Below are 24,372 nucleotides of genomic sequence, written 5' to 3' on the forward strand. Positions count from 1 at the left end.
GTCCCCGGCTAAGCGCAGCGCCATTTCATTACAAAATCTCACAAACGATAATCATTATCATTTACAATCCGGCGCTTTCAGCACTCTCGCAGCACCATGCTCACTCGCCAACTGATTGCCCCGGCCGCCCTGGGCTGCCTGTTCTCCCCCGCCATGGCCCAGGCCGCCCCGGACGCCGAGACCACCTTGCCGTCCGTCACGGTCAGCGCCGCCGAAGACCCCCGCGCCGACACCGGCTTCGCCACGCGCCGGGCAGCTGGCGTGACCAAGTCCGGCACGTCCGCGGCGGACAGCGCGCAGTCCATCACCGTGATCACGCGCGACCTGATGGACAGCCAGCAAGCGCAAACCCTGGGGGACGCACTGGCCAATTCCGCCGGCGTGGTCACCAATGTCTACGGCCGGCGCGGCTGGGACGACTTCATCATCCGCGGCCAGCGCGCATCGGAATCGGTCTTTGTCGATGGCCTGCTGGTCGAGTCCAACAACCGCGTGGCGCAGGAACTGTTCGGCGCGCAGCGCGTGGAAGTGCTCAAAGGCCCGGCCTCGGTATTGTTCGGCAAGGTGCAGCCGGGCGGCATGGTCAATATCGTCAGCAAGCGCCCCACGCCCGAACTGTTTGGCGAACTGGGGCTGACGGTAGGCAACTACGGTTTTCGGCAGGCCACGGCGGACGTGGGCACGCCGTTGTCGGCAAACGGCAAGGCCGCGCTGCGCGTCAACGCCCTGGCGATGAACAGCGACGACGCGACCGACTACGTCTATTACCGCAACCGCTATATCGCGCCGTCGCTGTCGCTGGACCTGGGCGCGCGCACCGACCTGACCCTGCTGGCGAGCCACAACGAGCGGCAGTATGTGCGCCAGCAAGGCCTGCCCGTCAATGGCACGCTCACCGCCAACCGCAACGGCACCCTGCCCAACAGCCGCTTTACCGGCGAGCCGGGCCTGGCGCCATACGACGGCGAGCAGAACCGGCTGGGCTATGCGCTGACCCACCGCTTCGATTCCGGCTGGACGCTGAACCAGAATTTCCGCTGGCAAACGCTGTCGCTGGCCGGCACGCTGATCGCTGGCGGCACCATGGCCGTCAACAGCCAGCTGCTCAACCGCAGCGGCACGCAGCAGGATTTCTCCGGCACCACCATTGGCGTGGATACCAACCTCCAGCGCCGCTTCGAGATTGCCGGGCAGCAGCATGAGATCACGCTCGGCGTGGACTACAACCGCAGCAACGAGAGCCGCCTGCAGCGCACCTGCCGCGTCGCGGCGCTGAACGTCTACAACCCGGTCTATGGCGCGGCCGTGAACTGCCCCAGCGCCTACAGCCTGAACCAGGAAGACAACGTCAGCACGCTGGGCTTCTACGCGCGCGACCAGGTGCGGTTTGCCCAGCGCTGGCTGCTCACCGCCGGCCTGCGCCACGACACCGCCCGCACCAGCACCACGGACCGCCTGGCCGCCACGCGCCTGGACGACACCGCGCGGGCCGTCACCGGCAGCGCCGGGCTGATGTTCGACCTGACCAGCTGGGCACGTCCCTACGTCAGCTACGCGACCTCCTTCCTGCCCAATAGCGGCACCGACGTCAACGGCGGCACCTTCAAACCCGAGACGGGGCGCCAGGCCGAGGTGGGCATCAAGTTCGACTTGCCCAACAAGAGCGGCCTGGTGACGCTGTCTGCCTTCGACCTGACCCGGCGCAACGTGCTGAGCTCGGACCCGGTCAATACCGGCTTCAGCATTGCCACGGGCGAGCAGCGCACGCGCGGGCTGGAGGCAGAGCTGACAGCGGACCTTGGCGGCGGCTGGAGCCTGGCCGGCGCCTATGCCTACATCGCCAGCGAGGTCACGGAAGATACCGTTGCCGCCAATGTGGGCAAGCCGCTCAACAACGTGCCCCGGCACAGCGTCTCGCTTTGGGGCACCAAGCATTTCCGCGGGCCGCTGGCAGGCTGGTACGCCGGCGCCGGCATGCGCGCGGAGAGCGCCAAGCGCGGCTACACCTTCAACTACACCGTGCCCGGCTACGCGGTGGCGGACCTTGGCGTGGGCTATGTAGCATCACACTGGAAGGCCGCGCTCAACGTCAAGAACGTGTTCGACAAGGCGTACTACGCCGGCGGCCTGAGCAACAACATCGTGCCGGTGGGCAATCCCCGTACGGTCATGCTCAACGTGGCGCTCAACTACTAAGGCTACGCTGTGCGCTTGCAGCACATCGCAGCCTAGCCAGCCGGACCAGGATCGTTCAAGATTCGGGCTCGCAGAATCGCCTGAGAGTCGCAATTGCCGCTGAACCGCCTGAAACAAAGTGCCACCCTGATCGCCGTGCTGGCACTGATCGGATCGATGGCTTCGCTCTGCGTCGGTACATCGTTTGCCAAGAGCCTGTTTGCCGAGGTTGGCGCCCAGGGCACCACGGCGCTGCGGGTGAGCTTCTCGGCGCTGATCCTGCTGTGCGTGTGGCGGCCCTGGCGGATGCCGCTCAGCCTGGCCAACGCCCGCGTGATCGCGCTTTACGGCGCGGCGCTGGGGGCCACCAACCTGCTGTTCTATATGTCGCTGCGCACCGTCCCGCTCGGGCTGGCGATTGCCATCGAGTTCACCGGGCCGCTGGCGGTGGCCGTGTCGTCGTCGCGGCGGGCCATCGACTTTCTCTGGATTGCCTTTGCGGTGGCAGGCTTGCTGTTGCTGTTGCCGCTTGGGGAGAACGTTGCCACGCTCGATCCCGTGGGCATCGGCTACGCGCTGGCGGCCGGCGTGGGCTGGGCGCTGTACATCATCTTCGGGCAGATGGCGGGCAACGCGCACGGCGGGCAAGCCACCTCGCTCGGGCTGACCATGGCATCGCTGGTCGTGCTGCCCTTCGGGCTGGCGCATGCCGGCGCGGCCATGTTCAGCCCGTCGCTGCTGGTGGCAGGGCTGGCGGTTGGCGTGCTCTCCAGCGCCATTCCCTATTCGCTGGAAATGGTAGCGCTCAAGCGGCTGCCGCGCCGCACCTTCGGCATCCTGCTCAGCATGGAACCCGCCATGGGCGCGCTGGCAGGCCTCGCCTTCCTGCACGAGACGCTGAATACACAGCAATGGCTGGCGATTGCCAGCATCATCACGGCGTCGGTGGGATGCACTGTGACGGCCGGATCGCGCAAGCGCGCCAGCGCAGAGGCTTAGAGCGCCGGGAACCGGGCGAGGCCCTGCAACGCGCCGTTGCCGGCCAGTTCGCCCAGCACCAGTCTCACCTCATACAGCAGGCTGTCTTCCGGGTTGCGCCGGGTGGAGAAACCGAACTCGCGCATCAGCGCCAGCATGCGGCGGTTCTCGCTCAGCACATCCCCGCGCAGCATGTGCAGGCCGGCGCCCAGCGCCGCGTCGCGCAGGCGCTGGATCAGCCGGCGGCCGATACCCTTGCCTTGCCAGTCGTCGGCCACCGCCACGGCGAACTCGCCAACGTCACCGTCCTCGCCACGCGTCACCACGTAGTTGCCGTTGGCGACGATCGTCGGCAGCCCCGCCACTTCCGCCGTGACCACCAGCGCCAGGCCGGCGTTGCTCTCGATGAACAGGTCGATCACCTCATCGGACACGCGTCCGCCGGTCAGGAAGCGGTAATAACGGCTCTCGCGCGACAGGGCCTGCACGAAGGCCCGCTCTCTCTCTGCATCGGCGGCACGAACAGCGCGCACGACCACGCGCTCGCCACCGCTCAACTTCCAGGTCTCGGCGCATTCCGGGCAGCCAGCATGCCAGCCGCCGCCGGTCACGCGGGATTGCCCGGCAAGGCTGGGAGGATTCGAGGGCTGCATGTCCGGCTCCTGGCTTCATATTTCATATCCAGGAGTATAGGCAATACCCTGACTTTTGCAAATGAAGTTAGCCTGCTATGCTCAACGCATGGATCTGACCGACCAAGAACTCCGCAACTGCTCGATTGCCGCGACCCTCTCGCTGATCGGAGAGAAGTGGACAATTCTTATCTTGCGCGACGTTTTCCACGGCATCAGGCGCTTCGACGAATTCCTGGAGCGCCTGCAGTGCTCCCCCGCCGTGCTGTCGGCCAGGCTCAAAACGCTGACCGAGGCAGGCATCCTGCGCAAGGTGAGCTATCGGGAGCCAGGCGAGCGGGAACGGTTCGAGTACCGGCCGACGCGCGCCGCGGTGGAGTTGCTGCCGGTGATCATCGGGCTGATGCAATGGGGGGATCGCCACCTCGCCACCAGCGGCCAGGGGCCGGTGACGTTGCTTACCGCGCAGGAGGGGCGCCGCGTGCGCGCGGCGCTGGTGGATGATGCGGATCAGTTGGTACGGCCCAACGATATCGAGATTTACCACGCGAGCCAGTGGCCAGCGGCTGAAGGCGAATCCCCGCAAGCGCCTGCCACGCAGGCGTGAGCCTGGGCGCGGGGCGCCGGGAAAGCAGGCTTGGTCCTTCACCCCCGGCGCGATCGGCCGTCAATCCTTCAGCCACCAGTCCAGCAGTGTTTCGTCATCGGGATCGTCCAGATTCCGGTAGATGTTCGCGTAGTACCACTGAATCCCGGTCTGGTCGCGAAAGCTGTCAAAGACCTCGCGGATTCGGTCCATCCCGTTTTTGGATGGGATGGTCAATGACAGATTCCCGCCGTTGATCCCATCCAGGGAACCGCCCAGTTCGGCCTGCACTTCCTTCTCCAGGCGTGCCAGGCATGCCTGTGGGATATCTTCATCCTCGTAGATCTGAATGCAGAAATTCCCACCCCTCGACAGGACTTCGGCATGCGCGTTTCTGTTCTTGATGGAGACAATGTCGCCTCTCGCCAGATTCAAGGCGAGACCGGGCGAGGCGAGCAACTCGTAGGTGTCTTCCTCGATTTTGCGGGCGGGCAGTTCTTCGAACATTGGCTCCGCGTCGTCTTCTCCGGCGTAGACGTGGATCAGGACGCTTTGGGGGATGTTTTCCATGTGGTGGTTCGTCGCTATTGCGTTTAATGCGGTTGATGCGGTTGATGCGGGACCGCCTAGTTTACATAGCAAGCGTGTTGTGAGACATCTTCAACGTTCGTCGCTTCAACCCATGCCCCGCGCCAGAACCCCCACCCAGGAACCAGCCGGAGCCAAACCCAATGCAACTTCTCGATCATGTTTCAATCGGCGTACCCAACCTCGACGCAGCGCGCCCCTTCTATGACGCGATCATGCAGACCTTGGGCGCAACGAAGGTCTATGACCGCCCCGATGCGCTTGGCTATGGCGAGCGCTGCACGGCCAGCGATACGGTGTCGACGTGCCTGGCGGTCTATCTCGACCCGAGCAGGATCGAAGCAAACAAGCGGCATTGGTGCTTCAAGGCGTCGTCCCGCAAACAGGTGGATGCGTTCTTCGCCGCGGGCCTCGCCGCCGGGGGAGGGTCGGATGGGGATCCGGGCCTGCGGCCTGACTACCATGCCGGATACTACGCAGCGTTCCTCTTCGATCCGGCGGGCAATCGCGTGGAGGCGGTGTGCCATTCGGCCTCGATCTGACTCGAAGAGGCTCGAATTGACGACGGTGCCCGGGCAGCGTGGCGTCCGGCGCGGCTTCCGGCGGCCTTGAGCCAGGGGCTTCGCACGCCGTGCGGAAGTGGCATAACCATCAGCTCCCGGCATCCACGGCCTGGGTAGGGACAGCCTGAAACCAGCTACGGCCTGCACCACCCGCGCACCGCTCCGGTCCATTGCACTGCACCATGACCGTGCCGCCCCGCCCCACCTCGGCGCATCGCCTCCCGGCCTGATGCTCCCGCGCAGCGCAAAAAACCCGCCATCCATCACAAACCGCCCTGGCACACCGCTTGCGTAATAAGACGTGAGCGGACCAACGGCGGCCCGCTCACCTCACACAGGGTGGTAGCGGTCTTCACCGCTGCCACCAGGACAACGGCGTCCCCTGATCTGGTCTTCACGACCGGATTGCGGGACGCCATTTGTTTTTATGGAGCCATGATGACCGGCAAAGCCACCCGCATCGAACTGCTAAGCCTGCGCACCCCGCAGATGCGCGCCTTCCACCTGACGTGGATGGCCTTCTTCGTGTGCTTCTTCGCGTGGTTCGCCTGCGCGCCGTTGATGCCGGTGCTCAAGGGTGAATTCGGCCTGACTCCGGACCAGATCGCCAATATCAATATCGCGGCCGTGGCCGTGACCATTCTCGTGCGGCTGGCCATCGGCCCGCTGTGCGACCGCTTTGGTCCCCGCCGCGCCTATACCGGCCTGCTCGCTCTCGGTGCGATCCCCGTGCTGGGCGTGGCGATGGCGCAGAGCTACGAAGCCTTCCTGTTCTTCCGCCTGTTGATTGGCGCGGTTGGCGCGAGCTTCGTGATCACGCAGTACCACACCTCGGTGATGTTCGCGCCCAATGTGGTGGGCACCGCCAACGCGGCAGCCGCCGGCTGGGGCAATGCCGGCGGTGGCGCGGCGCAAGCGCTGATGCCGCTGCTGCTGGGTGGCGTGCTGATGCTGGGCGTGAGCCACACCATGGGCTGGCGCCTGGCGCTGCTGGTGCCGGGCGTGCTGATGCTGATCATGGCGGTGCTGTACTGGCGCTATACGCAGGACTGCCCGCAAGGCGACTTCAAGGATCTGCGCGCGCGCGGCATCGCCATCGACAGCGGCAAGAAAGGCGGCTGGGCCAGCTTTGTCGCCGCTGCCGGCAACTACCGCGTGTGGATGCTGTTCATCACCTACGGCGCCTGCTTCGGCGTGGAGATCTTCATCCACAACGTGGCCGCTACCTATTACGTGGATCACTTCGGCCTGTCGCTCGGCAGCGCCGGCCTGGCCGCCGCCAGCTTTGGCCTGCTCGCCCTGTTCGCCCGTGCCCTGGGCGGCTGGCTGTCGGACAAGGCTGCGCTGCGCCGTGGCCTGGATGCGCGTTCCATGCTGCTGTTCGTGCTGATCCTGGGTGAAGGCCTGGGCCTGTTGTGGTTTGCCCAGGCGCATAACGTCGTGGCTGCCGTGGCCGCCATGCTGGGCTTCGGCCTGTTCACCCATATGGCCTGCGGCGCCACCTATGCGCTGGTGCCTTTTATCGACCGCAAGGCGCTGGGCGGCGTGGCCGGCATCATCGGCGCCGGCGGCAATGTGGGCGCCGTGGCGGCGGGCTTCCTGATGAAGGGCCTGGGCGGCAACCTGCAGCAAACGCTGACCGTGCTGGGCGCGGCGGCCATCGTCTCCGCCTTGTGCGCCATCGCCGTGCGGTTCTCGGCCGAGCACAAGGCCAGCGAGCAGGCGCTATTCGACAACGCGCTGGCCGGTTCCGGCTCCTGAGCCCGCCCGACGCCACGACGCAACGACGCCACCAAGGCACACGCACCAGCGGCCCCACAGAACAAGGAAACCATCATGAAACTGATCATCATCGGCCACGGCATGGTCGGCCACAAATTCCTGGAATGCCTGGCCGAGGCCGGCTCGCAAGATCTCGAAGTCACGGTGCTGTGCGAGGAAGCGCGTCCCGCCTATGACCGCGTGCACCTGTCCGAATTCTTCGCCGGCAAGTCCGCCGAGGATCTCTCGCTGGTGGAAGCGGGCTTCTTCGAGCGCAGCAACATGCTGCTGCGCCTGAACGCGCGCGCCACCGGCATCGACCGCGCGGCCAGGACGGTGACGGTTTCCACCGGCGAGACGCTGTCCTACGACAAGCTGATCATGGCCACCGGCTCCTACCCCTTCGTGCCGCCGCTGCCCGGCAAGGACCGCAAGGACTGCTTTGTCTACCGCACCATCGAAGACCTGGAGGCCATGCAGGAGTGCGGCGCCCGCTCCAGGACCGGCGTGGTGATCGGTGGCGGCCTGCTGGGCCTGGAATGCGCCAAGGCGCTGCGCGACATGGGCCTGCAAACCCATGTGGTGGAATTTGCCCCCCGCCTGATGGCGGTGCAGGTGGACGACGGCGGCGGCGCCATGCTGCGCCGGAAGATCGAAGAACTCGGCGTCACCGCGCATACCGGCAAGAACACCGTTGAGATCGTCGATGGCGAAGACGGCACCCATCGCATGAACTTTGCCGATGGCAGCCATCTGGACACCGACATGATCGTGTTCTCCGCCGGCATCCGCCCGCGCGACGAACTGGCCCGCGCCAGCGGCCTGGCCATTGGCGAGCGCGGCGGCATCGCGGTGGACAACCAGTGCCTGACCTCCGACCCCGACGTGTACGCCATCGGCGAATGCGCGCTGTGGGACGGCAAGATCTACGGCCTGGTCGCGCCCGGCTATGAAATGGCCCGCGTGGCTGCCAAGCACCTGCTCGGCCACCAGGCCGAGTTCGCCGGCGCCGACATGAGCACCAAGCTCAAGCTGATGGGCGTGGACGTGGCCAGCCTGGGCGACCCGCACGGCAAGGCGCCCGGCAGCCGCTCTTTCCAGTTCACCGACGAGCGCAAGCAGGTCTACAAGAAGCTGGTGGTGTCCGAATGCGGCAAGTACCTGCTGGGTGGCGTGCTGGTGGGCGATGCCGAGGAGTACGGCACGCTGCTGCAGATGATGCTCAACAAGATCGAGCTGCCCGAGTCGCCGGAATTCCTGATCCTGCCCTCCTCCGACGGCCAGGCCAAGCCAGGGCTGGGCGCCGACGCGTTGCCCGATGCCGCGCAGATCTGCTCCTGCAACAACGTGACCAAGGGCGATATCTGCGCCGCCGTCTGCGATGGCGCCACCACCATCGGCGCCCTGAAGAACTGCACCAAGGCCGGCAGCACCTGCGGTGGCTGCGTGCCGCTGGTCACGCAGGTGATGAAGGCCGAGATGAAGAAGCAAGGCCTGGCGGTGAACAACCACCTGTGCGAGCACTTTGCCTACTCCCGCCAGGAGCTTTACCACCTGGTGCGCGTGGGCGGCTTCAAGACCTTCGACGCACTGCTTGCTGCCCATGGCAAGGGCCTGGGCTGCGACGTCTGCAAGCCCACGGTGGCGAGCATCCTGGCCTCGTGCTGGAACGAATTCGTGCTCAAGCAAGAGCACGCCAGCCTGCAAGACTCGAATGACTACTTCCTGGGCAATATCCAGAAGGACGGCACCTACTCGGTGGTGCCGCGCATGCCGGGCGGCGAAGTCACCCCCGACGGCCTGATCGCGGTCGGCCAGGTGGCCAAGAAGTATGGCCTGTACACCAAGATCACCGGCGGGGCGCGGGTCGACATGTTCGGCGCGCGCGTGGAAGAGCTGCCGATGATCTGGGAAGAACTGATCGCGGCCGGCTTCGAATCGGGCCATGCCTATGGCAAGTCCCTGCGCACCGTGAAATCCTGCGTGGGTTCCACGTGGTGCCGCTACGGCGTGGACGACTCGGTCGGCCTGGCCATCGAGATCGAGAACCGCTACAAGGGCCTGCGCGCGCCGCACAAGATCAAGTTTGGTGTTTCCGGCTGCACCCGCGAGTGCGCCGAAGCCCAGGGCAAGGACGTGGGCATCATCGCCACCGAACGCGGCTGGAACCTGTACGTGTGCGGCAACGGCGGCATGAAGCCCCGCCATGCCGAACTGCTGGCCAGCGACCTGGACCGCGAAACGCTGCTGCGCTACGTGGACCGCTTCCTGATGTTCTACGTGCGCACCGCGGACCGCCTGCAACGCACCAGCGTCTGGCGCGACAACATGGAAGGCGGGCTGGACTACCTCAAGGCCGTGGTGCTGGAAGACAGCCTGGGCATCGGCGCCGAACTGGAAGCGCAGATGCAGCATGTGGTGGACACCTACGAAGACGAATGGAAGGCCGCCGTGACCAACCCGGAAACCCGCAAGCGCTTCCGCCACTTCGTCAACAGCGACCTGCGCGACGACAACCTGGTCTTCATGGAAGAGCGCGGCCAGATCCGCCCGGCCACGCCCGAGGAACGGAATTTGCGTAAATCCCGGCTCGAGCAGATTCCCGTGATCGTCAAGGCAGCCTGAACCGTCCCGACCCATCATCTCGCGCCAACGCCCAAGGAGAACATCATGAGCCCCACCCACCATACCGAAGCCTGGACCGCCGTTTGCAGCCTGCGCGACATCGTGCCCAATACCGGTGTGTGCGCACTGGTGGACAAGGCCCAGATCGCCGTGTTCCGGGTCGGCCCCGGCCACAGCGACGATCAGGGCGGCAATGGCGACCAGGTGTTCGCCATCTCCAACTACGATCCCAACTCCAACGCCGCCGTGCTATCGCGCGGCCTGGTGGGGAGCCTGGGCGAACGCATCGTGGTGGCGTCGCCGATCTACAAGCATCACTTCGACCTGCGGACCGGCGAATGCCTGGAAGCGCCCGAGCGCTCCATCGCGGCGTATCCGGCCCGCGTCCATGACGGCAAAGTCTGGGTGGCCGCATGACCACGCCCCCCAAACCCCGCCTGGTGGTGGTCGGCAACGGCATGGCCGGCATGCGCACGGTCGAGGAACTGCTGAAGCTGGCGCCCGACCTCTATGACATCACCGTGTTCGGCGCCGAGCCGCACGGCAACTACAACCGCATCCTGCTCTCGCCGGTGCTGGCGGGCGAGAAGACGGTCGCGGACATCATGCTCAACACCCGCGACTGGTACGAGCAGAACGGCATCGAACTGCTGGCGGGCGATCCGGTGGTGGCGATCGACCGCCGCTGCCGGCTGGTGCGCTCGCAATCCGGGCGTGAAGTGGGCTATGACCGCCTGCTGCTGGCGACCGGCTCCAAGCCGTTCATCATCCCCGTGCCCGGCCACCAGCTCGATGGCGTCATCGCCTTTCGCGACATCCAGGACGTGGAAACCATGCTGGCGGCGGCCCGCAACCATCGCCACGCCGTGGTGATCGGCGGCGGCCTGCTCGGCCTGGAAGCCGCCAACGGCCTGATGCGCCAGGGCATGGAGGTCAGCGTAGTGCACGTGGCCGACAGCCTGATGGAGCGCCAGCTTGACAAGCCCGCCGCCGCGCTGCTTAAGCAGGCGCTGGAGCGCAAGGGCCTGCGCTTCCTGCTGGGCGCCAATACCAGCGGCATCCTTGGGGAAGACCGCGTCACCGGCGTATGCTTTAAAGACGGTACCCAGATCCCCGCCGACCTTGTGGTGATGACCGCCGGCGTGCGGCCCAATATCGAACTGGCCCAGCAGGCCGGGCTGCGCTGCGAGCGCGCCATCGTGGTGGACGACACCTTGCAGAGCTACGATCCGCGCGTGTATGCCGTGGGCGAATGCGTGCAGCACCGTCAAGCCACCTTCGGCCTGGTCGCGCCGATCTGGGAACAGGCGCGCGTGGCCGCCGCGCACCTGGCCGGGGCCGGCCATCGCCGTTATGTGCAGCAAGCCACCGCGACCAAGCTCAAGGTGACCGGCGTGGATTTGTATTCCGCCGGCGACTTTATCGGTGGCGAAGGCAGCGAGGATCTCGTCATACGCGATCCGCGCCGCGGCATGTACAAGCGGCTGGTGCTGCAAGGCGGCCGGCTGGTCGGGGCGGTGCTGTACGGCGACGTGCAGGACGGCCCCTGGTACTTCGACCTGATCCAGAGCGGTGCCCCGGTAGGCGCCATGCGCCAGAGATTGCTGTTCGGCAAGGCACAGTGCGAGGCCATGGCAGCCTGACCACCTGAATGCTTGAACGCCTGAACAACCTAGTCGACCTAGTCGACCTAGTCCCCGATTGACCGCCAGCAGCGAGCGCCAACGTGAACCTGTCCGATATCCCCGTCATCCTCTCCACCGGTTCGCCCACCCTGCTGGCCGCCGACGCCTCAGTCACCGTCACCGATACCACCTGCCCGTATTGCGGCGTGGGCTGCGGCGTGCGCGCCACCCGCCATGCCGACGGCAGCGTGGAGGTGGCCGGCGACACCAGCCACGGCTCCAACCAGGGCCGCCTGTGCGTGAAGGGCTCGGCGCTGGCGGAAACCGTCGGCCTGGAAGGCCGCCTGCTGCATCCGCAAGTCCGCGGTGCCGACGGCGCCTTGCAGCCTGTGTCCTGGGACCACGCCCTGGACAAGGTCGCCCAGGGCTTCAAGGACATCATCGCCGAGCACGGCCCCGATGCCGTGGCGCTCTACGTCTCCGGCCAGTTGCTGACCGAGGACTACTACGTTGCCAACAAGCTGATGAAGGGCTTTATCGGCAGCGCCAATATCGACACCAACTCGCGCCTATGCATGTCGTCGGCGGTGGCCGGGCACAAGCGCGCCTTTGGCGAGGACCTGGTGCCGGGCAACTACGAAGACCTGGAACTGGCCGACCTGGTGGTGCTGGTCGGCTCCAACACCGCGTGGTGCCACCCGATCCTGTTCCAGCGGCTGCTGAAAGCGAAGGAAGCGCGGCCGGAAATGAAGCTGGTGGTGATCGACCCGCGCCGCACCGCCACCTGCGAGCTGGCCGACCTGCACCTGCCGGTCAAGCCCGGCACCGACGTCTGGCTGTTCAACGGCTTGCTGCACTACCTGGCACAGCACGGCGCGGTGGCCCGGTCATTCGTCGACGCCCACACCAGCGGCCTGGACGCCGCGCTGGCGGCCGCCGGCCCGGACTGCGCCGACATCGCCAAGGTGGCCAAGGCATGCAAGCTCGACCCTGACGCCCTGCGCGGCTTCTATGCATTGTTCGCCGCCACGCCCAAGGTGGTGACCGGTTTCTCGCAAGGCGTGAACCAGTCGTCGGCCGGCACCGACAAGGTCAACAGCATCATCAACTGCCACCTGGCCACCGGCCGCGTGGGCCAGCCCGGCATGGGCCCCTTCTCGCTGACGGGACAGCCCAATGCCATGGGCGGGCGCGAGGTCGGCGGGCTGGCCAATATGCTGGCGGCCCATATGGAGCTGGCCGATCCGCTGCACCGGGAAATCGTGCAATCGTTCTGGGGCTCGCCCGCCATCGCGGACAAGCCGGGCCTGAAGGCGGTGGAGCTGTTCGAGGCCATCGAGCAAGGCCGGGTCAAGGCCGTGTGGGTGATCGCCACCAACCCCGTGGTCAGCCTGCCGGATGCCGACCAGGCCCGCCGCGCGCTGGCCAAGTGCCAACTGGTGGTCAGTTCCGACATCATGCTGCGCACCGATACCAACGACGCCGCGCACGTCCTGCTGCCTGCGCTGGGCTGGGGCGAGAAGGACGGCACCGTCACCAGTTCCGAGCGCCGCATCTCGCGCCAGCGCGCCTTCCTGCCGGCGCCCGGCGAGGCCCGCGCTGACTGGCGGATCCTGTGCGACGTCGCTACGCGCATGGGCTTTGATGGATTCCGCTTTGCCGGACCGCACGAGATCTTCGACGAGCACGCGCGGCTGAGCACGTACCGGAACGCGGGCAGCAGCGCCCAGGCCCACGCGCCGCGCATATTCGACCTCGCCGGACTGGCTGGCCTGAGCCAGAAGCAATTCGACGCGCTCGCACCGGTGCAATGGCCGGTGATGGCCACGCCCGCGGGGCGCTTCGCCAACGCCTCCGGCGGCACTGCCCGGCTGTTCGCCGACGGCCGCTTCGCCCACCCCGATGGCCGCGCCCGCTTTATCGCCACCGCGCCGCGCGCGCCATTCCACGCCACCGACGACGAATTCCCTCTTGTGCTCAACACCGGCCGCGTGCGCGACCAATGGCACACCATGACCCGCACCGGCAAATCGCCCAAGCTGGCCGACCACATCGCCGAACCCTTCGTCGACATGCATCCGCAGGACGCCCTGCTATCCGGTGTCAGCGAAGGCAAGCTGGCCCGCGTGACCACGCGCTGGGGCGCCATGGTGGCGCGGGTGCAGCACAGCGGCGGCATCCCGCGCGGCAGCGTATTCGTGCCGATCCACTGGAACAGCCAGTTCAGCTCCGACGCGCGCGTGGGCGCGCTGGTCAACCCGGTGGTGGACCCGGTCTCCGGCGAGCCCGAGTTCAAGCACACGCCGGTGCGCGTGGAAGAGTTCCGCGTGTCGTGGCATGGCTTCGTGTTGAGCCGCGAGGACCTCCAGGCGCACGAGCTGACCTACTGGACGCGCGTCCAGGGCCGCCAGTTCCAGCGCTACGAGTTCGCCGGCCGCGAGACTATCGCCGACCGCGCCGCCTGGGCCCGCCAGTTGCTCGGCATCGACGACCCCAATGCGGACTGGATCGAATATGAAGACCGCACCGCCGGCATCTACCACGCCGGCCACGTGGTCGACGACCGCCTCCAGGCCTGCATCTACGTGTGCACCCGCCCCGACCTGCCCTCGCGCGCGTGGCTCTCCACGCTGTTCGCCAAGGACCGCCTGGAAGATGCCGATCGCATCGGCCTGCTGCTGGGCCAGCCGATGGAAAAGGGCGCCGACGCCGGCCCCACTGTGTGCTCCTGCTTCGGTGTGGGCCGCAACACCATCTGCGATGCGGTGCGCAAGCATGATTTGAAGACGCCGGCCGAAGTCACCGCCTGCGTGAAAGCGGGCGGCAACTGCGGGTCTTGCGTGCCGGAGTTGAAGAAGCTGCTGGCGCAGATACGGGTGGCGGAAGTGGCTTGACGGTGGCCGGCGCCGGCCAACGTGCTCACGTTGCGTTGGCTGGCGCCTTTTCATGGCGCGATAGCGCCGGTCTCCAGATATGACACGTCATAGGAGAACACGATCTGCGGATTCGGGCGTATCAGCGTCTCGTCCTTGTCGGCATAGTGCAGTCGCGTCAGCAGGTCCTTGATAAGGTTAAGGCGCGCCAGGCGCTTATCGTCCGCACGCACCACGCTCCATGGCACCGCGGCGTTCGTGCGAGCAAACATCTCGTTGCGGGCCGCGCTGTATTTCTTCCACAAGCGCACCGCATGCTGGTCGACCGGGCTGACCTTCCATTGCTTCAGGGGATCGCGCCGCCGCTGCGCGAGGCGCTTCTTCTGTTCGTCCTTGCTGATATCGAGGTAGTACTTGATCAAGTGGATCCCCGAGCGGACCAGCATGCTTTCAAACTCCGTGACGCTCGACATGAACTCCTCACGCTCGGCGTCGGTGCAAAACCCCATGACGTGTTCAACGCCCGCGCGGTTGTACCAGCTACGGTTGAACAGCGCGAATTCCCCGGCAGCCGGCAAGTACGCCACGTAGCGCTGGAAGTACCACGAGCCACGGTCACGGTCGGAGGGCTTTCCCAGTGCCACCACCCGTGTCTCGCGTGGGCTGAGATATTCGACAATGCGCTTGATGGTGCCATCCTTGCCGGCTGCGTCCCGGCCTTCAAGGATCACCAGGATCTTGTCCTGGCAGCCAATGAAGTGCTTCTGCAGTTTCACCAACTCTATCTGCAGCAGGCGCAGATCTTCGTCATAGCCATCGTGCCCCTCATGCCCCTCGTGCCCCTCGTGCAACGGGACGCCGTTCTCATCTCCCGATGGATATCCAATCCGCTTCTTGCTCATGATTCCGCTCCCACCGGCCGTGCGCTGACCGGCATTTCGCCAACCCGGGCGTTCTCCGGCACGATCGCCGTGCCCGACAGCAACTGATCCAGCGTTGCGCGATCCACGACCTCCTTCTCGAGGAGCAGCTTCGCCAATGTCTCCAGCGCATCCCGATGTTCCAGCAAGGTCTGCTGCACGCGCACGCTCGCCTCCTTCAGCAGTTGCCTGACCTCGTCATCGATCATTTGCGCCGTGCGCTCGCTGTACTCACTGCGATCGCGCGGGAGCATGGCGGCGCCCGCGAACATGGGGTTGGGCAGTGCCTCGTAGGTGGCCAGCCCGAGCCGCTCGCTCATGCCGTATTGGGTGATCATCTGCCGGGCCATGTCGGTGGCACGCTGCAGGTCATTCTGCGCACCGGTGGACACATCGGCAAAAACGATCTGCTCGGCGACGCGCCCGCCCAGCAGTACGTCGAGCCGGTCGAGCAACTCGCTTTTCTTGAGAAGATACCTGTCCTCGGTCGGGGTCTGCTGCGTATAGCCCAGCGCCGCGACACCGCGCGGAATAATGGAGATTTTCGAGACCCGGTCGGCATTGGGGCGATGTTCCGCAACCAGGGCGTGGCCCGCTTCATGAAACGCGATGGTTTCCTTCTCCCGGGGATTCATGACGCGGTTCTTCTTCTCCAGGCCACCGACGATCCGGTCCAGTGCCTCGTCAAAATCTCCCATCTCGACGGCATCCTTGCCTTTGCGGGCCGCCAGCAGCGCCGCTTCATTGACGAGGTTAGCCAGATCCGCGCCGGCAAATCCCGGCGTACGCCCGGCCAGCCTGGCGAGATCCACGGCAGGGGCCAGGGTCACGTTCCTGACGTGCACCCGGAGGATCTGCTCCCGCCCCTTCAGGTCCGGACGATCCAGCGCAACATGGCGGTCGAATCGCCCGGGGCGCAGCAGCGCGGGATCGAGAATTTCGGGGCGATTGGTGGCGGCCATGATGATGACGCCCTTATTGGTGTCGAACCCGTCCATTTCCACCAGGAGTTGATTCAGGGTCTGTTCCCGCTCGTCCTGACCGCCCACGGCGCTGAAGCCGCGCGTCTTGCCAAGCGCATCCAGTTCGTCGATGAAGATAATGCAGGGCGCCTTCTGTTCAGCCTGCGTAAAGAGGTCGCGCACGCGTGCCGCGCCCACGCCGACAAACATCTCGACGAAGCCGGAACCGCTCATGCTGAAAAAAGGCACCGCGGCTTCCCCCGCGACGGCTTTGGCGAGGAGTGTCTTGCCAGTCCCCGGCGCACCAAGCAACAACACCCCTTTGGGGATCTTTCCCCCAAGGCGCCGGTAACGCTCCGGATTCTTGAGGAACTCCACAATCTCCATCAGTTCCGCCTTGGCCTCGTCGATGCCGGCGACGTCGGCAAAGGTGACGCCGGTCTCCTTCTGCATATAGACCTTGGCCTTGCTCTTGCCGATCTCCAGCATCCCGCTGGCCGCGCCACCCATGCGCTTGATCATAAAGCTCCAGATCGCAAAGAACAGCAACGCGGGCACGATCCAGGACAACAGTGTGGCAATCCACTTGTTGTCGACCTTTCCCAGGAAACGCACCTTGGCGGCTTCGAGGTCTTGCACCAGATTGGGGTCATTGACCCGCACGGTCGCGAACTGATGATCGCCCTTCCCCTGGCCCAGCAGCGCATCCACCTGCGCCTTGGGCAGCAGGCCTTCGAGTCCCTGCGTATTGAACGTACCCGTGACGACATCATCCGCGATCACGACATCATTGATCTTGCCAGCCTTGAGCAGAACCTTGAAATCGCTGTAGGAGAGATTGTCGACATGGACGGCGCCAACATAACTCTGGATGACAAGCATCATCATCATCGCCAGGAGGACGTACCACAGGGAGAATTGCTGTTGTCGCGGTTCCATGGGCATGCATCACCTCGTGAATTAGAGGCCGTTTCAAAATGAAGCGAAGCGGTTCTGGCTAGGCGCGCGGCCGCAGACAGTACAAGTGGATCGGCCAAGGCCGCGCAACGACGCCAGCATCTTTTGGAAACGGCCTCTTAGCATCGGTTCACGGTTTCCTCATTCTTTGGCCAGCCTCGCCCCCGATGTACCGATTCAAGCACTCGCCGCCGCGCGAGACATCACTACGATGTCTAGTGTGTGCGTAGCCGGCGCTGAGAAATTGATGCGGATCAAGAAGGAACGATTGGTTGTGCCAAGCCAAGGTGCAGGAAAGCGCCTGGGCGTGGGGGCGCAGATCCTGCGAGACCTGGGTGCGCGCAAGCTGCGGCTGCTGAGCCAGCCGGTGACCTATCGCAATATCGCGGGATTCGAGCTGGAGGTCACCGAGTTCGTGCCGCCGGCCTGAGCCAGTGCGGCTATCTCCCGCGCCAGCCGTCTTGCCGCGTCGCGCAGCACATCGTCCTGCGCCGCGGCGTAGCCGATCACCAGCGCTGGCGGCATTGCCCGCTCCCGGCAGAACTCGCCCAAGCCCTGCAGCGTCAGGTTCGCGCCGGCGCAGGCTTGCACCACATCGCGCTCGCTGATGCCGTCCGGCAACCACAGCACGAAGTGAAACCCGGCGTGCTCCCCGCTGACACGCAGGCGCTCGCCCAGCCCCGCCCGCAGTTCCGCCAGCACGATATCGCGACGGCGCAGGTACACGTTCCGGGAAACGCGCAGGTGGCGAGACAGCGCACCAGAGCGGATAAAGGACGCCAGCGCCAGCTGCTCAACCAGGCTGTTGGAGCGCCCGGTCGTGGCACGCAACTGGCGCAGCGCGGGCCGCAAGGCGTCGGGCATCACCACATAGCCGATCCGCAGCGACGCATAGAGGCTCTTGTTGAAACTGCCGCAGTGGATCACGCGATCGCCGTTGTCCAACGCCTTGAGCGCGGGCAGCGGCGCGCGGCTGTAGTTGAACTCGCTGTCGTAGTCGTCCTCCAGGATCCAGGCACCGTGCGCCTGCGCCCAGTCGAGCAAGGCCAGCCGCCGGCTCACGGACATCGTCAGGCCTAGCGGCGCCTGGTGGGCGGGCGTGACATACACCAGCGCGGCATCCGCATGCTGGCGAATACCGTCCATCGAGATGCCTTCCTCATCGACCGGCACCGGCGAGATGCGCGGCGAGGACAAGCTGAACAGCGGCACCGCCGAGAGATAGGCGGGATCCTCCAGCAGCACGCGGCCTTGCTCGCGCAGCACCACGCGCGCGGTCAGGTCGATCGCCTGCCGGATGCCGGTGACGATCATCAGCTGGCCGGCATCGCAGCGGATGCCGCGGGTCGCCCGCAGGTAGGCGGCGATTTCCCCACGCAAGGCCAGGTCGCCGCAGGGATCGTCGTCGCCAAGTTGCTGCGCGGACAACGAACGCAGCGCGCGGCTGACATGGCTGCGCCATTCGTCGAGCGGGAACAAGGCGGGATCGGCCAGGCGGGCCACGAAGGGCAGGCCCGCCACGACGCGCGTCGGCGGCGCCACGGCTGTCGGGGGAGCAATGGACTGCGCCCCGGGGTGGCTGATTTCCTGCAGCGAGAACTCTTCAGGCAGCCTGGCGCTCACGCGCGAGCCCGAGCCGACCCGGCTCGATATATACCCCTCCAGCCGCAACTGATCGAATGCCAGTTCCACGATCCCCCGCGACACCGCCCAACGCGCCGCGAGCGAACGGGTGGACGCCAGCCTGGCGCCGCGCTGCAGGCTGCCACCGAGAATGGCCTGGCGGATGTTGCGATACACCCAGGCCTGCTTGGCCTCTCCCGCGTTCCTTGGCAGCACCGCCAGGTCCAGCACTTCGGCATCGCGCATCTTTGGCATAAATGGCCCAATTAAAAAATCAGTTTTCGGCACTTTTAATTGTACCAATCTGGCGCGATAGTCCAGGCGAACCCACTCACCGAAATGTCATGGATCCCTTCGCCACGCTGCATCAACCCATTGGTGTCTTCGACGCCGGCATCGGCAGCTATGCCGCCGTACGGCTCCTGCAGGAGCGCTTCCCCAACCAGGACCTGATCTATCTCGCCGACCGCGCCAGCTTTCCCTACGGCGGCAAAAACAGGCAGGCCTTGCTGGAGGTCACGGCGCAAGCCGTGCAACGCCTGCAGGGCCTGGGCGCGAGCGCCATCCTGATGGCGTCCAATGCGCCTTCGGTCACCGTGCTGGAGGATTTGCGCCGCACCGCCAGCGTGCCGCTATTTGGCGTGGTGCCGCCGGTTGCCGAGGCCCTGGCGCTGTCGAAGTCCGGACAGATCGGCGTGCTGGGCGTGCGCTCGATGGTGCAGAGCCCCGAGCTTGGCGCGTATATCGCCGCGGCCAGCCGGGGGCGCGGGCAAGCATTTTCGTTCAACGCCTCCGCCCTGGTCGACCTGGTGGAGTCAGGTGCATTCCTGACCGATCCCGCGCGCACCACCGCGCAAGTCGACGTCTTCGTGCGTGCAATTCTCGCCACGCAACCTGAGATTGATGTCTTCACGTTGTCGTCCACGCACCTGCCCTGGCTCGATGCCTACTTCCAGCGGCTGTTTCCCGGCAAGGCCTTCGTCGATCCGGTGCGCGCCTCGATCGAAGCGCTCGAGTGCCTGACGACAACCGGCACAGGCCGGGTCGTTTGTGCTGTCACGGAAAACCCCACGCATACCGCATCGGCATTCCGTTCGATGCTGGCCGCCATGCGCATCGACCTGCAACCCGTCGTCCTTGGAGGACTGCAATGAAATCCTGTTCACCGCTTTACCATCCAATGCGCCGGGCCTTGCTCACCGTCTTGCTGGCCGCGACGAGCCTCGCGGCCCAAGCCGAGGCGTTCCCCGCCAGGCCAATCACGCTGGTGGTGCCCTTTCCCGCTGGCGGCACGACCGACTACGTGGCCAGGGTGGTCGCTGACCGGCTCGGGCAGCGGCTGGGCAAGGCCATCGTCATCGATAACAAGCCAGGCGCCGGCGGCAGCATCGGCATGGGGTTCGTGGCGCGCAGCGCTGCCGACGGGTACACGCTGGGCATGGCCACGGTCAGCACGCACGTGGTCAATCCCGCCTGCAACGCGCACCTTCCCTACGATGCGGACAAGAGCTTGCGGCCGATCACCAACCTGGCGAATACGGCGAACGTGCTGACGGTCAGGCGGGATTTCGCGGCAAGCGATGCACGGGCGCTGCTCGACATGATCCAGCGCAGCCCGGGCAAATTGTCGTTCGCCAGCACCGGCACCTGCAGCGGCACGCACATCATGGCCGAGCAGTTCCAGGCGGCTACCGGCACCAGTCTCGTCCACGTGCCTTACAAAGGCGCCGGCCCGGCACTCAACGACCTGATGGGCGGCCAGGTCAACATGATGTTCGACAACCTGCCCTCCTCCATGCCGTACATCAAGAGCGGCAAGTTGCGCGCGCTGGCGATTGCGTGGCCCAAGCGCCTGCCCGCGCTGCCGGACGTTCCCACTTTCGCGGAACTTGGGCTGAAGGCCGTGAATGACGGCGCGTGGTACGGCCTGGTGGCGCCGGCCGGCACCCCGGATGCCATCGTGCAGCGCATCCAGGCCGAAGTGGCCAAGGTACTGGCCGAGCCCGCACTGCAGGAGCGCTTGCGCGCGGCAGGCGCGGAGCCCGCCGGCAACACGCCCGAGCGCTTCGCCGCGGACATCCAGGCCGAACGCGGCAGGATCAAGGCCCTGGTGGCGAAGCAGGGCATCAAGCTGGAGAACTAGCCCTTGGCCGCAACTTCCGCATCCACCGCGGCAAACACTTCCTCCGCCATATGGAAGGCCGAGTTGGCTGCCGGCACGCCGCAATAGATCGCGGTCTGCAGCAGCACTTCCTTTACCTCGTCGCGGCTCACGTTGTTGTTGGCCGCGGCGCGCAGGTGCAACTTGAGCTCATCGGAGCGGTTGAGCGCCACCATCATGGCGATGGTGATCAGGCTGCGCGAATGGCGCGGCAAGCCTTCGCGCGTCCAGATCTCGCCCCATGCATAGCGCGTGATCAGGTTCTGGAACTCTTCGGTCAGCGGATTGAGCTTGGCCAGCGAGCGATCCACGTGGGCGCTGCCCAGCACCGCGCGGCGCACGGCCAGGCCGGCCTGGTAGCGCTCGCCATCGTTGGCGGGACGGCTGGCGGGCTGTTGCGCATCGCCGCCCAGGAAGTCCAGCAACGCCTCGGTGAAGCGCGCGGGCTGTTCGCGGTTGGACAAGTGAGCCGCTTCCAGCTCGAGATAACGCGCACCCGGGATGGCGTCGGCCAGCGCGCGCCCTTCCGCCGCCGTGGTGGACGGGTCCGCGCTGCCGGCAATCACCAGCACCGGCACGGGAATCGTCTTGACCGCTTCGCGCAGGTCGGCGTCGCGCACCGCGGCGCAGTTGGCGGCATAGCCGCGCGCGTCCAGGCCGGTCAGCACCTTGCGCAGGTCGTCCAGCTGGTTGCCGGCGGCGCTGACGAAGGCTGGCGTGAACCAGCGTTGCAACGAGCCTTCCACCAGCGGCGCCATGCCGTCGCGCAGCACGCCTTCGATACGCGTGTTCCACGCATCGGGCGTGCCGATCTTGGGCGCGGTGTTGGCCAGCACGATGCGGGTGAAGCGCTGCGGCGCGTTCACGCCCAGCCACATGCCGGTGAGGCCGCCCATCGACAAGCCGCAGAAGGCGGCCTTCTGGATCTGCAAGGCGTCCATCAGCGCAATGACATCGCTACCCAGCTCCGCCACGCTGCTCGGTCCCGGGGGCAATGCGGACTGGCCGTGGCCGCGGGTGTCGTAGCGCAGGATGCGGAAGTGCTGGCCCAGCGCTTCGGCCTGCGGCGCCCACATGGTGTGGTCAGTGCCCAACGAGTTGGAGAAGATGAGGACGGGCGCGGATGCCGGGCCTTCCAGTGTGTAGAAGAGGCGGTTGCCGGCGTGGGTGATGAAGGGCAAGGTGGTCTCCAGAGAATTCGGTTCGCGGTTCAGTTACGTGATCTTCGTGTGTTCTTGGTGTGTTCTTCAAACGCCTGTGGCTGGGTCCCCGGGGCGCTCAATGCTCGCCAGCTTCCTGCCGCCAGGCCGCCAGGACCGCATCGACGAATCCCGCCGCCTGCCCGGCGTAATTGGCCGGATCGCAAACCCGGTCCAGCGCCGCGGCATCCATCAACCCCGCATGCGCTGCGTCCTCGGCCAGCGTCGCGCCCAGGGCTTCGCGCAATGTCGTGCCTTCGGCCACGGCCCGCCGGCAGGCGCCTTCTACCAGGTGATGCGCGGGCAGCCGGCCAATCTTGCCGCCGAGCTCCAGCATGGCGGCTTCCGCCAGGATCAGCCCGTGCGTCACACCCAGGTTGGCGCGCATGCGCGCGGCATCCACCTGCAATCCTCCCACCACTTCCAGCATCTGCCGCAATGCCCCTGCTGCCAGCGTGACGATTTGCGGCAAGGTGTCCCATTCCGCCTGCCAGCCGCCCAGCGCGCGCTCGTGCTCCTGCACCATGCCGGCCAGCATGGTCGCCACCAGCGGCGGCACGCGCACGGCGGCGGTGAGCACGGCGGCGCAGCCGACCGGGTTGCGCTTGTGCGGCATGGTGCTGGAGCCGCCGCGCCCGGGGCCGGTGGGCTCCGCGACCTCGGCGACTTCCGTTTGCATCATCAGCGACACGTCGCGGGCGATCTTGCCCAGCGTGCCGGTGAGCATGCCGAGCGTGGTGGCTACCTCGACCATACGGTCCCGGTAGGCATGCCAGGGCGTGGGCGCCACCGCGAGCGAGAGCGCGCGGCCAAGCGCCGTTGCCACTGCCGGCGCCGCGGCGCCCAGACTGGCCAGCGTGCCGGCGGCGCCGCCGAATTGCAGCGTGGCGGCCTGCGTGCGCGCGGCGTCGAGGCGGCGCAGGTCGCGGCGCAGGGCATCGAGCCAGCCGGCGGCCTTGAGGCCAAAGGTGGTGGGCAGCGCGTGCTGCAGCCAGGTGCGCGCCACCATTGGGGTGTCGCGGTGCTGCGTGGCGAGCGCCGCGCAGGCATGGCCAAGGGCCTTGAGATCGGCGTCGACCGCCTGCAAGGCTTCACGCAATTGCAGCACCATGCCGGTGTCGATCGCGTCCTGGCTGGTGGCGCCCCAGTGCACGTAGCGCGCGGCTTGCGCGTCGCGCAAGGCCACGCGGGCGGTGAGTTGCTTGACCAGCGGAATGGCAAGGTTGCCGCCTGCCATGGCGGCGGCGGCCAGCGCATCGAAGTCGATCTCGCCGGCGCGGCAGGTGGCGGCGATCGCCTCGGCGGCGTCCGCGGGGATGACCCCGCAGCTGGCTTCGGCGCGCGCCAGCGCGGCTTCAAAATCGAGCATGCGCTGCACGGTTGCCGTATCGGAGAAAGCGGCCAGCGTGGCGGCGCTGCCGAACATCGGGTCGGTCAGTCGGGATGAAGTCGGCATCGAAACAGGTTCGCATCAGCATGGAAAAACCCCAGCGCCGGGCCACGATGGGTCCGGCGCCGGGGCCTGGTTCAGCGCGGGCGCGCTGGCAATGGCTGCGCGCGGGATCAGATGTCGAAGAAGACCGTCTCGTCCTGGCCTTGCAGCACTACCTGCCATTGCAGCCTGCCTGCGCCTGCCTGCTGCGCCACCAGCGTGTGGCGGCGCGCGGCGGGCACCTGCGACAACGCCCAGTCGCGTGCGTTGGCCTGCGCTTCGTCCGGGAAGTATAGGCGCGTGGACAAGTGCTTGAGCAGGCCTCGCATGAACAGCGAGACGACGATATGCGGCGCCTGCGGCTGGCCGTCGGGGCCGGGCACGGGGCCCGGCTTGACGGTGACGAAGCGAAAGCTGCCGTCGGACCCGGTCGGCAGCCGGCCAAAACCGGTGAAGCCGGGCACCAGCGCCGTCTCGGCGCCGTCGCGCGCATCGTCGGGGTGGCGGTAGCGGCCGGCCGGGTTGGCTTGCCAGATTTCGACCATGCCGTCAGGCACGGGATCGCCCTTGCCGTCGATCACGCGGCCTTCGATCACGATGCGCTCGCCCGTCAGTTCGCTCGCCTCGGCGGTCAGGTCGGCGCGGTCAAGGCCGGACAGGCCGATATGCAGGTAGGGTCCAACGGTCTGGGATGCGGTGGCGTACAACATGG

At 66.4% G+C, this 24,372-nt stretch carries 20 protein-coding genes; 12 read left to right on the plus strand and 8 right to left on the minus strand.

Annotation, left to right across the window (positions count from 1 at the left end; genetic code table 11):
- Positions 1–96 precede the first annotated feature (96 nt).
- Both A9975_RS05915 and A9975_RS05920 read left to right on the plus strand, forming a co-directional pair.
- Entirely contained in the window at positions 97–2,196 is a 2,100-nt protein-coding gene (locus tag A9975_RS05915; RefSeq protein WP_183031813.1) for a TonB-dependent siderophore receptor, read from the plus strand.
- A gap of 93 nt (positions 2,197–2,289) precedes the next feature.
- Positions 2,290–3,174 (plus strand): DMT family transporter, encoded by an 885-nt coding sequence (locus A9975_RS05920; protein WP_183031814.1) that lies wholly within the window; start codon positions 2,290–2,292, stop codon positions 3,172–3,174.
- Here the strand turns inward: A9975_RS05920 and A9975_RS05925 are convergent.
- Positions 3,171–3,806: a GNAT family N-acetyltransferase gene (locus A9975_RS05925; RefSeq protein ID WP_183031815.1), complete on the minus strand. Its 636-nt coding sequence runs from the start codon at positions 3,804–3,806 to the stop codon at positions 3,171–3,173. The two genes, A9975_RS05920 and A9975_RS05925, sit on opposite strands and share 4 nt — an antisense overlap.
- A gap of 88 nt (positions 3,807–3,894) precedes the next feature.
- Between A9975_RS05925 and A9975_RS05930 the strand changes: the two genes are divergently transcribed.
- On the plus strand, positions 3,895–4,392 hold the full coding sequence (locus A9975_RS05930; protein ID WP_183031816.1) for a helix-turn-helix domain-containing protein: 498 nt from the start codon (positions 3,895–3,897) through the stop codon (positions 4,390–4,392).
- Between the two features lie 60 nt (positions 4,393–4,452).
- Here A9975_RS05930 and A9975_RS05935 read toward each other — a convergent pair whose 3' ends face one another.
- Positions 4,453–4,941, minus strand: coding sequence for a DUF4265 domain-containing protein (locus tag A9975_RS05935; RefSeq protein WP_183031817.1), 489 nt, complete (start codon positions 4,939–4,941; stop codon positions 4,453–4,455).
- Between the two features lie 161 nt (positions 4,942–5,102).
- Between A9975_RS05935 and A9975_RS05940 the strand changes: the two genes are divergently transcribed.
- The 6 genes from A9975_RS05940 (at position 5,103) to A9975_RS05965 (ending at position 14,427) form a co-directional block, all read left to right on the plus strand.
- Complete coding sequence (locus tag A9975_RS05940; RefSeq protein ID WP_183031818.1) at positions 5,103–5,501, plus strand: VOC family protein; 399 nt, start codon at positions 5,103–5,105, stop codon at positions 5,499–5,501.
- Between the two features lie 459 nt (positions 5,502–5,960).
- Complete coding sequence (locus A9975_RS05945) at positions 5,961–7,283, plus strand: MFS transporter (protein WP_183031880.1); 1,323 nt, start codon at positions 5,961–5,963, stop codon at positions 7,281–7,283.
- A 75-nt stretch (positions 7,284–7,358) separates the two neighbouring features.
- The gene (gene nirB / locus A9975_RS05950; protein ID WP_183031819.1) at positions 7,359–9,908 is read left to right on the plus strand and encodes a nitrite reductase large subunit NirB; all 2,550 of its coding nucleotides are present in this window, start codon (positions 7,359–7,361) and stop codon (positions 9,906–9,908) included.
- A gap of 45 nt (positions 9,909–9,953) precedes the next feature.
- Positions 9,954–10,325, plus strand: a complete 372-nt coding sequence (gene nirD, locus A9975_RS05955; RefSeq protein ID WP_183031820.1) for a nitrite reductase small subunit NirD — start codon at positions 9,954–9,956, stop codon at positions 10,323–10,325.
- A complete protein-coding gene (locus tag A9975_RS05960; RefSeq protein ID WP_183031821.1) occupies positions 10,322–11,551 on the plus strand; it encodes an NAD(P)/FAD-dependent oxidoreductase in 1,230 nt (409 codons plus the stop codon). The genes nirD and A9975_RS05960 overlap by 4 nt, the downstream gene beginning before the upstream one ends.
- 83 nt (positions 11,552–11,634) lie before the next feature.
- A complete protein-coding gene (locus A9975_RS05965; RefSeq protein WP_183031822.1) occupies positions 11,635–14,427 on the plus strand; it encodes a nitrate reductase in 2,793 nt (930 codons plus the stop codon).
- Between the two features lie 50 nt (positions 14,428–14,477).
- Here the strand turns inward: A9975_RS05965 and ppk2 are convergent, their stop codons facing one another.
- Together ppk2 and ftsH are read right to left on the minus strand one after the other, a co-directional pair.
- The gene (gene ppk2 / locus A9975_RS05970; RefSeq protein WP_183031823.1) at positions 14,478–15,308 is read right to left on the minus strand and encodes a polyphosphate kinase 2; all 831 of its coding nucleotides are present in this window, start codon (positions 15,306–15,308) and stop codon (positions 14,478–14,480) included.
- Positions 15,305–17,227, minus strand: coding sequence for an ATP-dependent zinc metalloprotease FtsH (gene ftsH, locus A9975_RS05975; RefSeq protein WP_183031824.1), 1,923 nt, complete (start codon positions 17,225–17,227; stop codon positions 15,305–15,307). Before ftsH ends, ppk2 begins: the two co-directional genes overlap by 4 nt.
- A 292-nt stretch (positions 17,228–17,519) precedes the next feature.
- Between ftsH and A9975_RS05980 the strand changes: the two genes are divergently transcribed.
- Entirely contained in the window at positions 17,520–17,675 is a 156-nt protein-coding gene (locus tag A9975_RS05980; protein ID WP_370563984.1) for a hypothetical protein, read from the plus strand.
- Here A9975_RS05980 and A9975_RS05985 read toward each other — a convergent pair.
- A complete protein-coding gene (locus A9975_RS05985) occupies positions 17,618–19,123 on the minus strand; it encodes a PLP-dependent aminotransferase family protein (protein ID WP_183031825.1) in 1,506 nt (501 codons plus the stop codon). The genes A9975_RS05980 and A9975_RS05985 overlap by 58 nt on opposite strands.
- Before the next feature lie 89 nt (positions 19,124–19,212).
- On the opposite strand from A9975_RS05985, the gene A9975_RS05990 reads away from it, so the two are divergent.
- Positions 19,213–20,022, plus strand: a complete 810-nt coding sequence (locus A9975_RS05990; RefSeq protein ID WP_183031826.1) for a glutamate racemase — start codon at positions 19,213–19,215, stop codon at positions 20,020–20,022.
- A complete protein-coding gene (locus A9975_RS05995; RefSeq protein ID WP_255503080.1) occupies positions 20,019–21,011 on the plus strand; it encodes a tripartite tricarboxylate transporter substrate binding protein in 993 nt (330 codons plus the stop codon). Before A9975_RS05990 ends, A9975_RS05995 begins: the two co-directional genes overlap by 4 nt.
- On the opposite strand, the gene pcaD is transcribed toward A9975_RS05995, so the two are convergent.
- From pcaD to pcaG, 3 genes are all read right to left on the minus strand, one after another.
- Positions 21,008–22,210 (minus strand): 3-oxoadipate enol-lactonase, encoded by a 1,203-nt coding sequence (gene pcaD, locus A9975_RS06000; protein WP_183031827.1) that lies wholly within the window; start codon positions 22,208–22,210, stop codon positions 21,008–21,010. The genes A9975_RS05995 and pcaD overlap by 4 nt on opposite strands.
- Before the next feature lie 97 nt (positions 22,211–22,307).
- Positions 22,308–23,684 (minus strand): 3-carboxy-cis,cis-muconate cycloisomerase, encoded by a 1,377-nt coding sequence (locus tag A9975_RS06005; protein WP_183031828.1) that lies wholly within the window; start codon positions 23,682–23,684, stop codon positions 22,308–22,310.
- A gap of 107 nt (positions 23,685–23,791) precedes the next feature.
- The gene (pcaG, locus tag A9975_RS06010) at positions 23,792–24,370 is read right to left on the minus strand and encodes a protocatechuate 3,4-dioxygenase subunit alpha (RefSeq protein ID WP_183031829.1); all 579 of its coding nucleotides are present in this window, start codon (positions 24,368–24,370) and stop codon (positions 23,792–23,794) included.
- Between the last annotated feature and the right edge of the window lie 2 nt (positions 24,371–24,372).

It is taken from the genome of Cupriavidus sp. UME77 (genome assembly GCF_014170355.1).
Classification (GTDB): Bacteria; Pseudomonadota; Gammaproteobacteria; order Burkholderiales; family Burkholderiaceae; genus Cupriavidus; species Cupriavidus basilensis.

Coding starts and splice junctions, on each gene's coding strand:
- A9975_RS05930 (WP_183031816.1), top strand. CDS start 3,895: ATGGATCTGACCGACCAAGAACTCCGCAACTGCTCGATTGCCGCGACC.
- A9975_RS05915 (WP_183031813.1), top strand. CDS start 97: ATGCTCACTCGCCAACTGATTGCCCCGGCCGCCCTGGGCTGCCTGTTC.
- A9975_RS05935 (WP_183031817.1), bottom strand. CDS start 4,941: ATGGAAAACATCCCCCAAAGCGTCCTGATCCACGTCTACGCCGGAGAA.
- A9975_RS05995 (WP_255503080.1), top strand. CDS start 20,019: ATGAAATCCTGTTCACCGCTTTACCATCCAATGCGCCGGGCCTTGCTC.
- A9975_RS05940 (WP_183031818.1), top strand. CDS start 5,103: ATGCAACTTCTCGATCATGTTTCAATCGGCGTACCCAACCTCGACGCA.
- ppk2 (WP_183031823.1), bottom strand. CDS start 15,308: ATGAGCAAGAAGCGGATTGGATATCCATCGGGAGATGAGAACGGCGTC.
- A9975_RS05985 (WP_183031825.1), bottom strand. CDS start 19,123: ATGCCAAAGATGCGCGATGCCGAAGTGCTGGACCTGGCGGTGCTGCCA.
- nirD (WP_183031820.1), top strand. CDS start 9,954: ATGAGCCCCACCCACCATACCGAAGCCTGGACCGCCGTTTGCAGCCTG.
- A9975_RS05960 (WP_183031821.1), top strand. CDS start 10,322: ATGACCACGCCCCCCAAACCCCGCCTGGTGGTGGTCGGCAACGGCATG.
- pcaG (WP_183031829.1), bottom strand. CDS start 24,370: ATGTTGTACGCCACCGCATCCCAGACCGTTGGACCCTACCTGCATATC.
- A9975_RS05925 (WP_183031815.1), bottom strand. CDS start 3,806: ATGCAGCCCTCGAATCCTCCCAGCCTTGCCGGGCAATCCCGCGTGACC.
- ftsH (WP_183031824.1), bottom strand. CDS start 17,227: ATGGAACCGCGACAACAGCAATTCTCCCTGTGGTACGTCCTCCTGGCG.
- A9975_RS05945 (WP_183031880.1), top strand. CDS start 5,961: ATGACCGGCAAAGCCACCCGCATCGAACTGCTAAGCCTGCGCACCCCG.
- A9975_RS06005 (WP_183031828.1), bottom strand. CDS start 23,684: ATGCCGACTTCATCCCGACTGACCGACCCGATGTTCGGCAGCGCCGCC.
- nirB (WP_183031819.1), top strand. CDS start 7,359: ATGAAACTGATCATCATCGGCCACGGCATGGTCGGCCACAAATTCCTG.
- A9975_RS05990 (WP_183031826.1), top strand. CDS start 19,213: ATGGATCCCTTCGCCACGCTGCATCAACCCATTGGTGTCTTCGACGCC.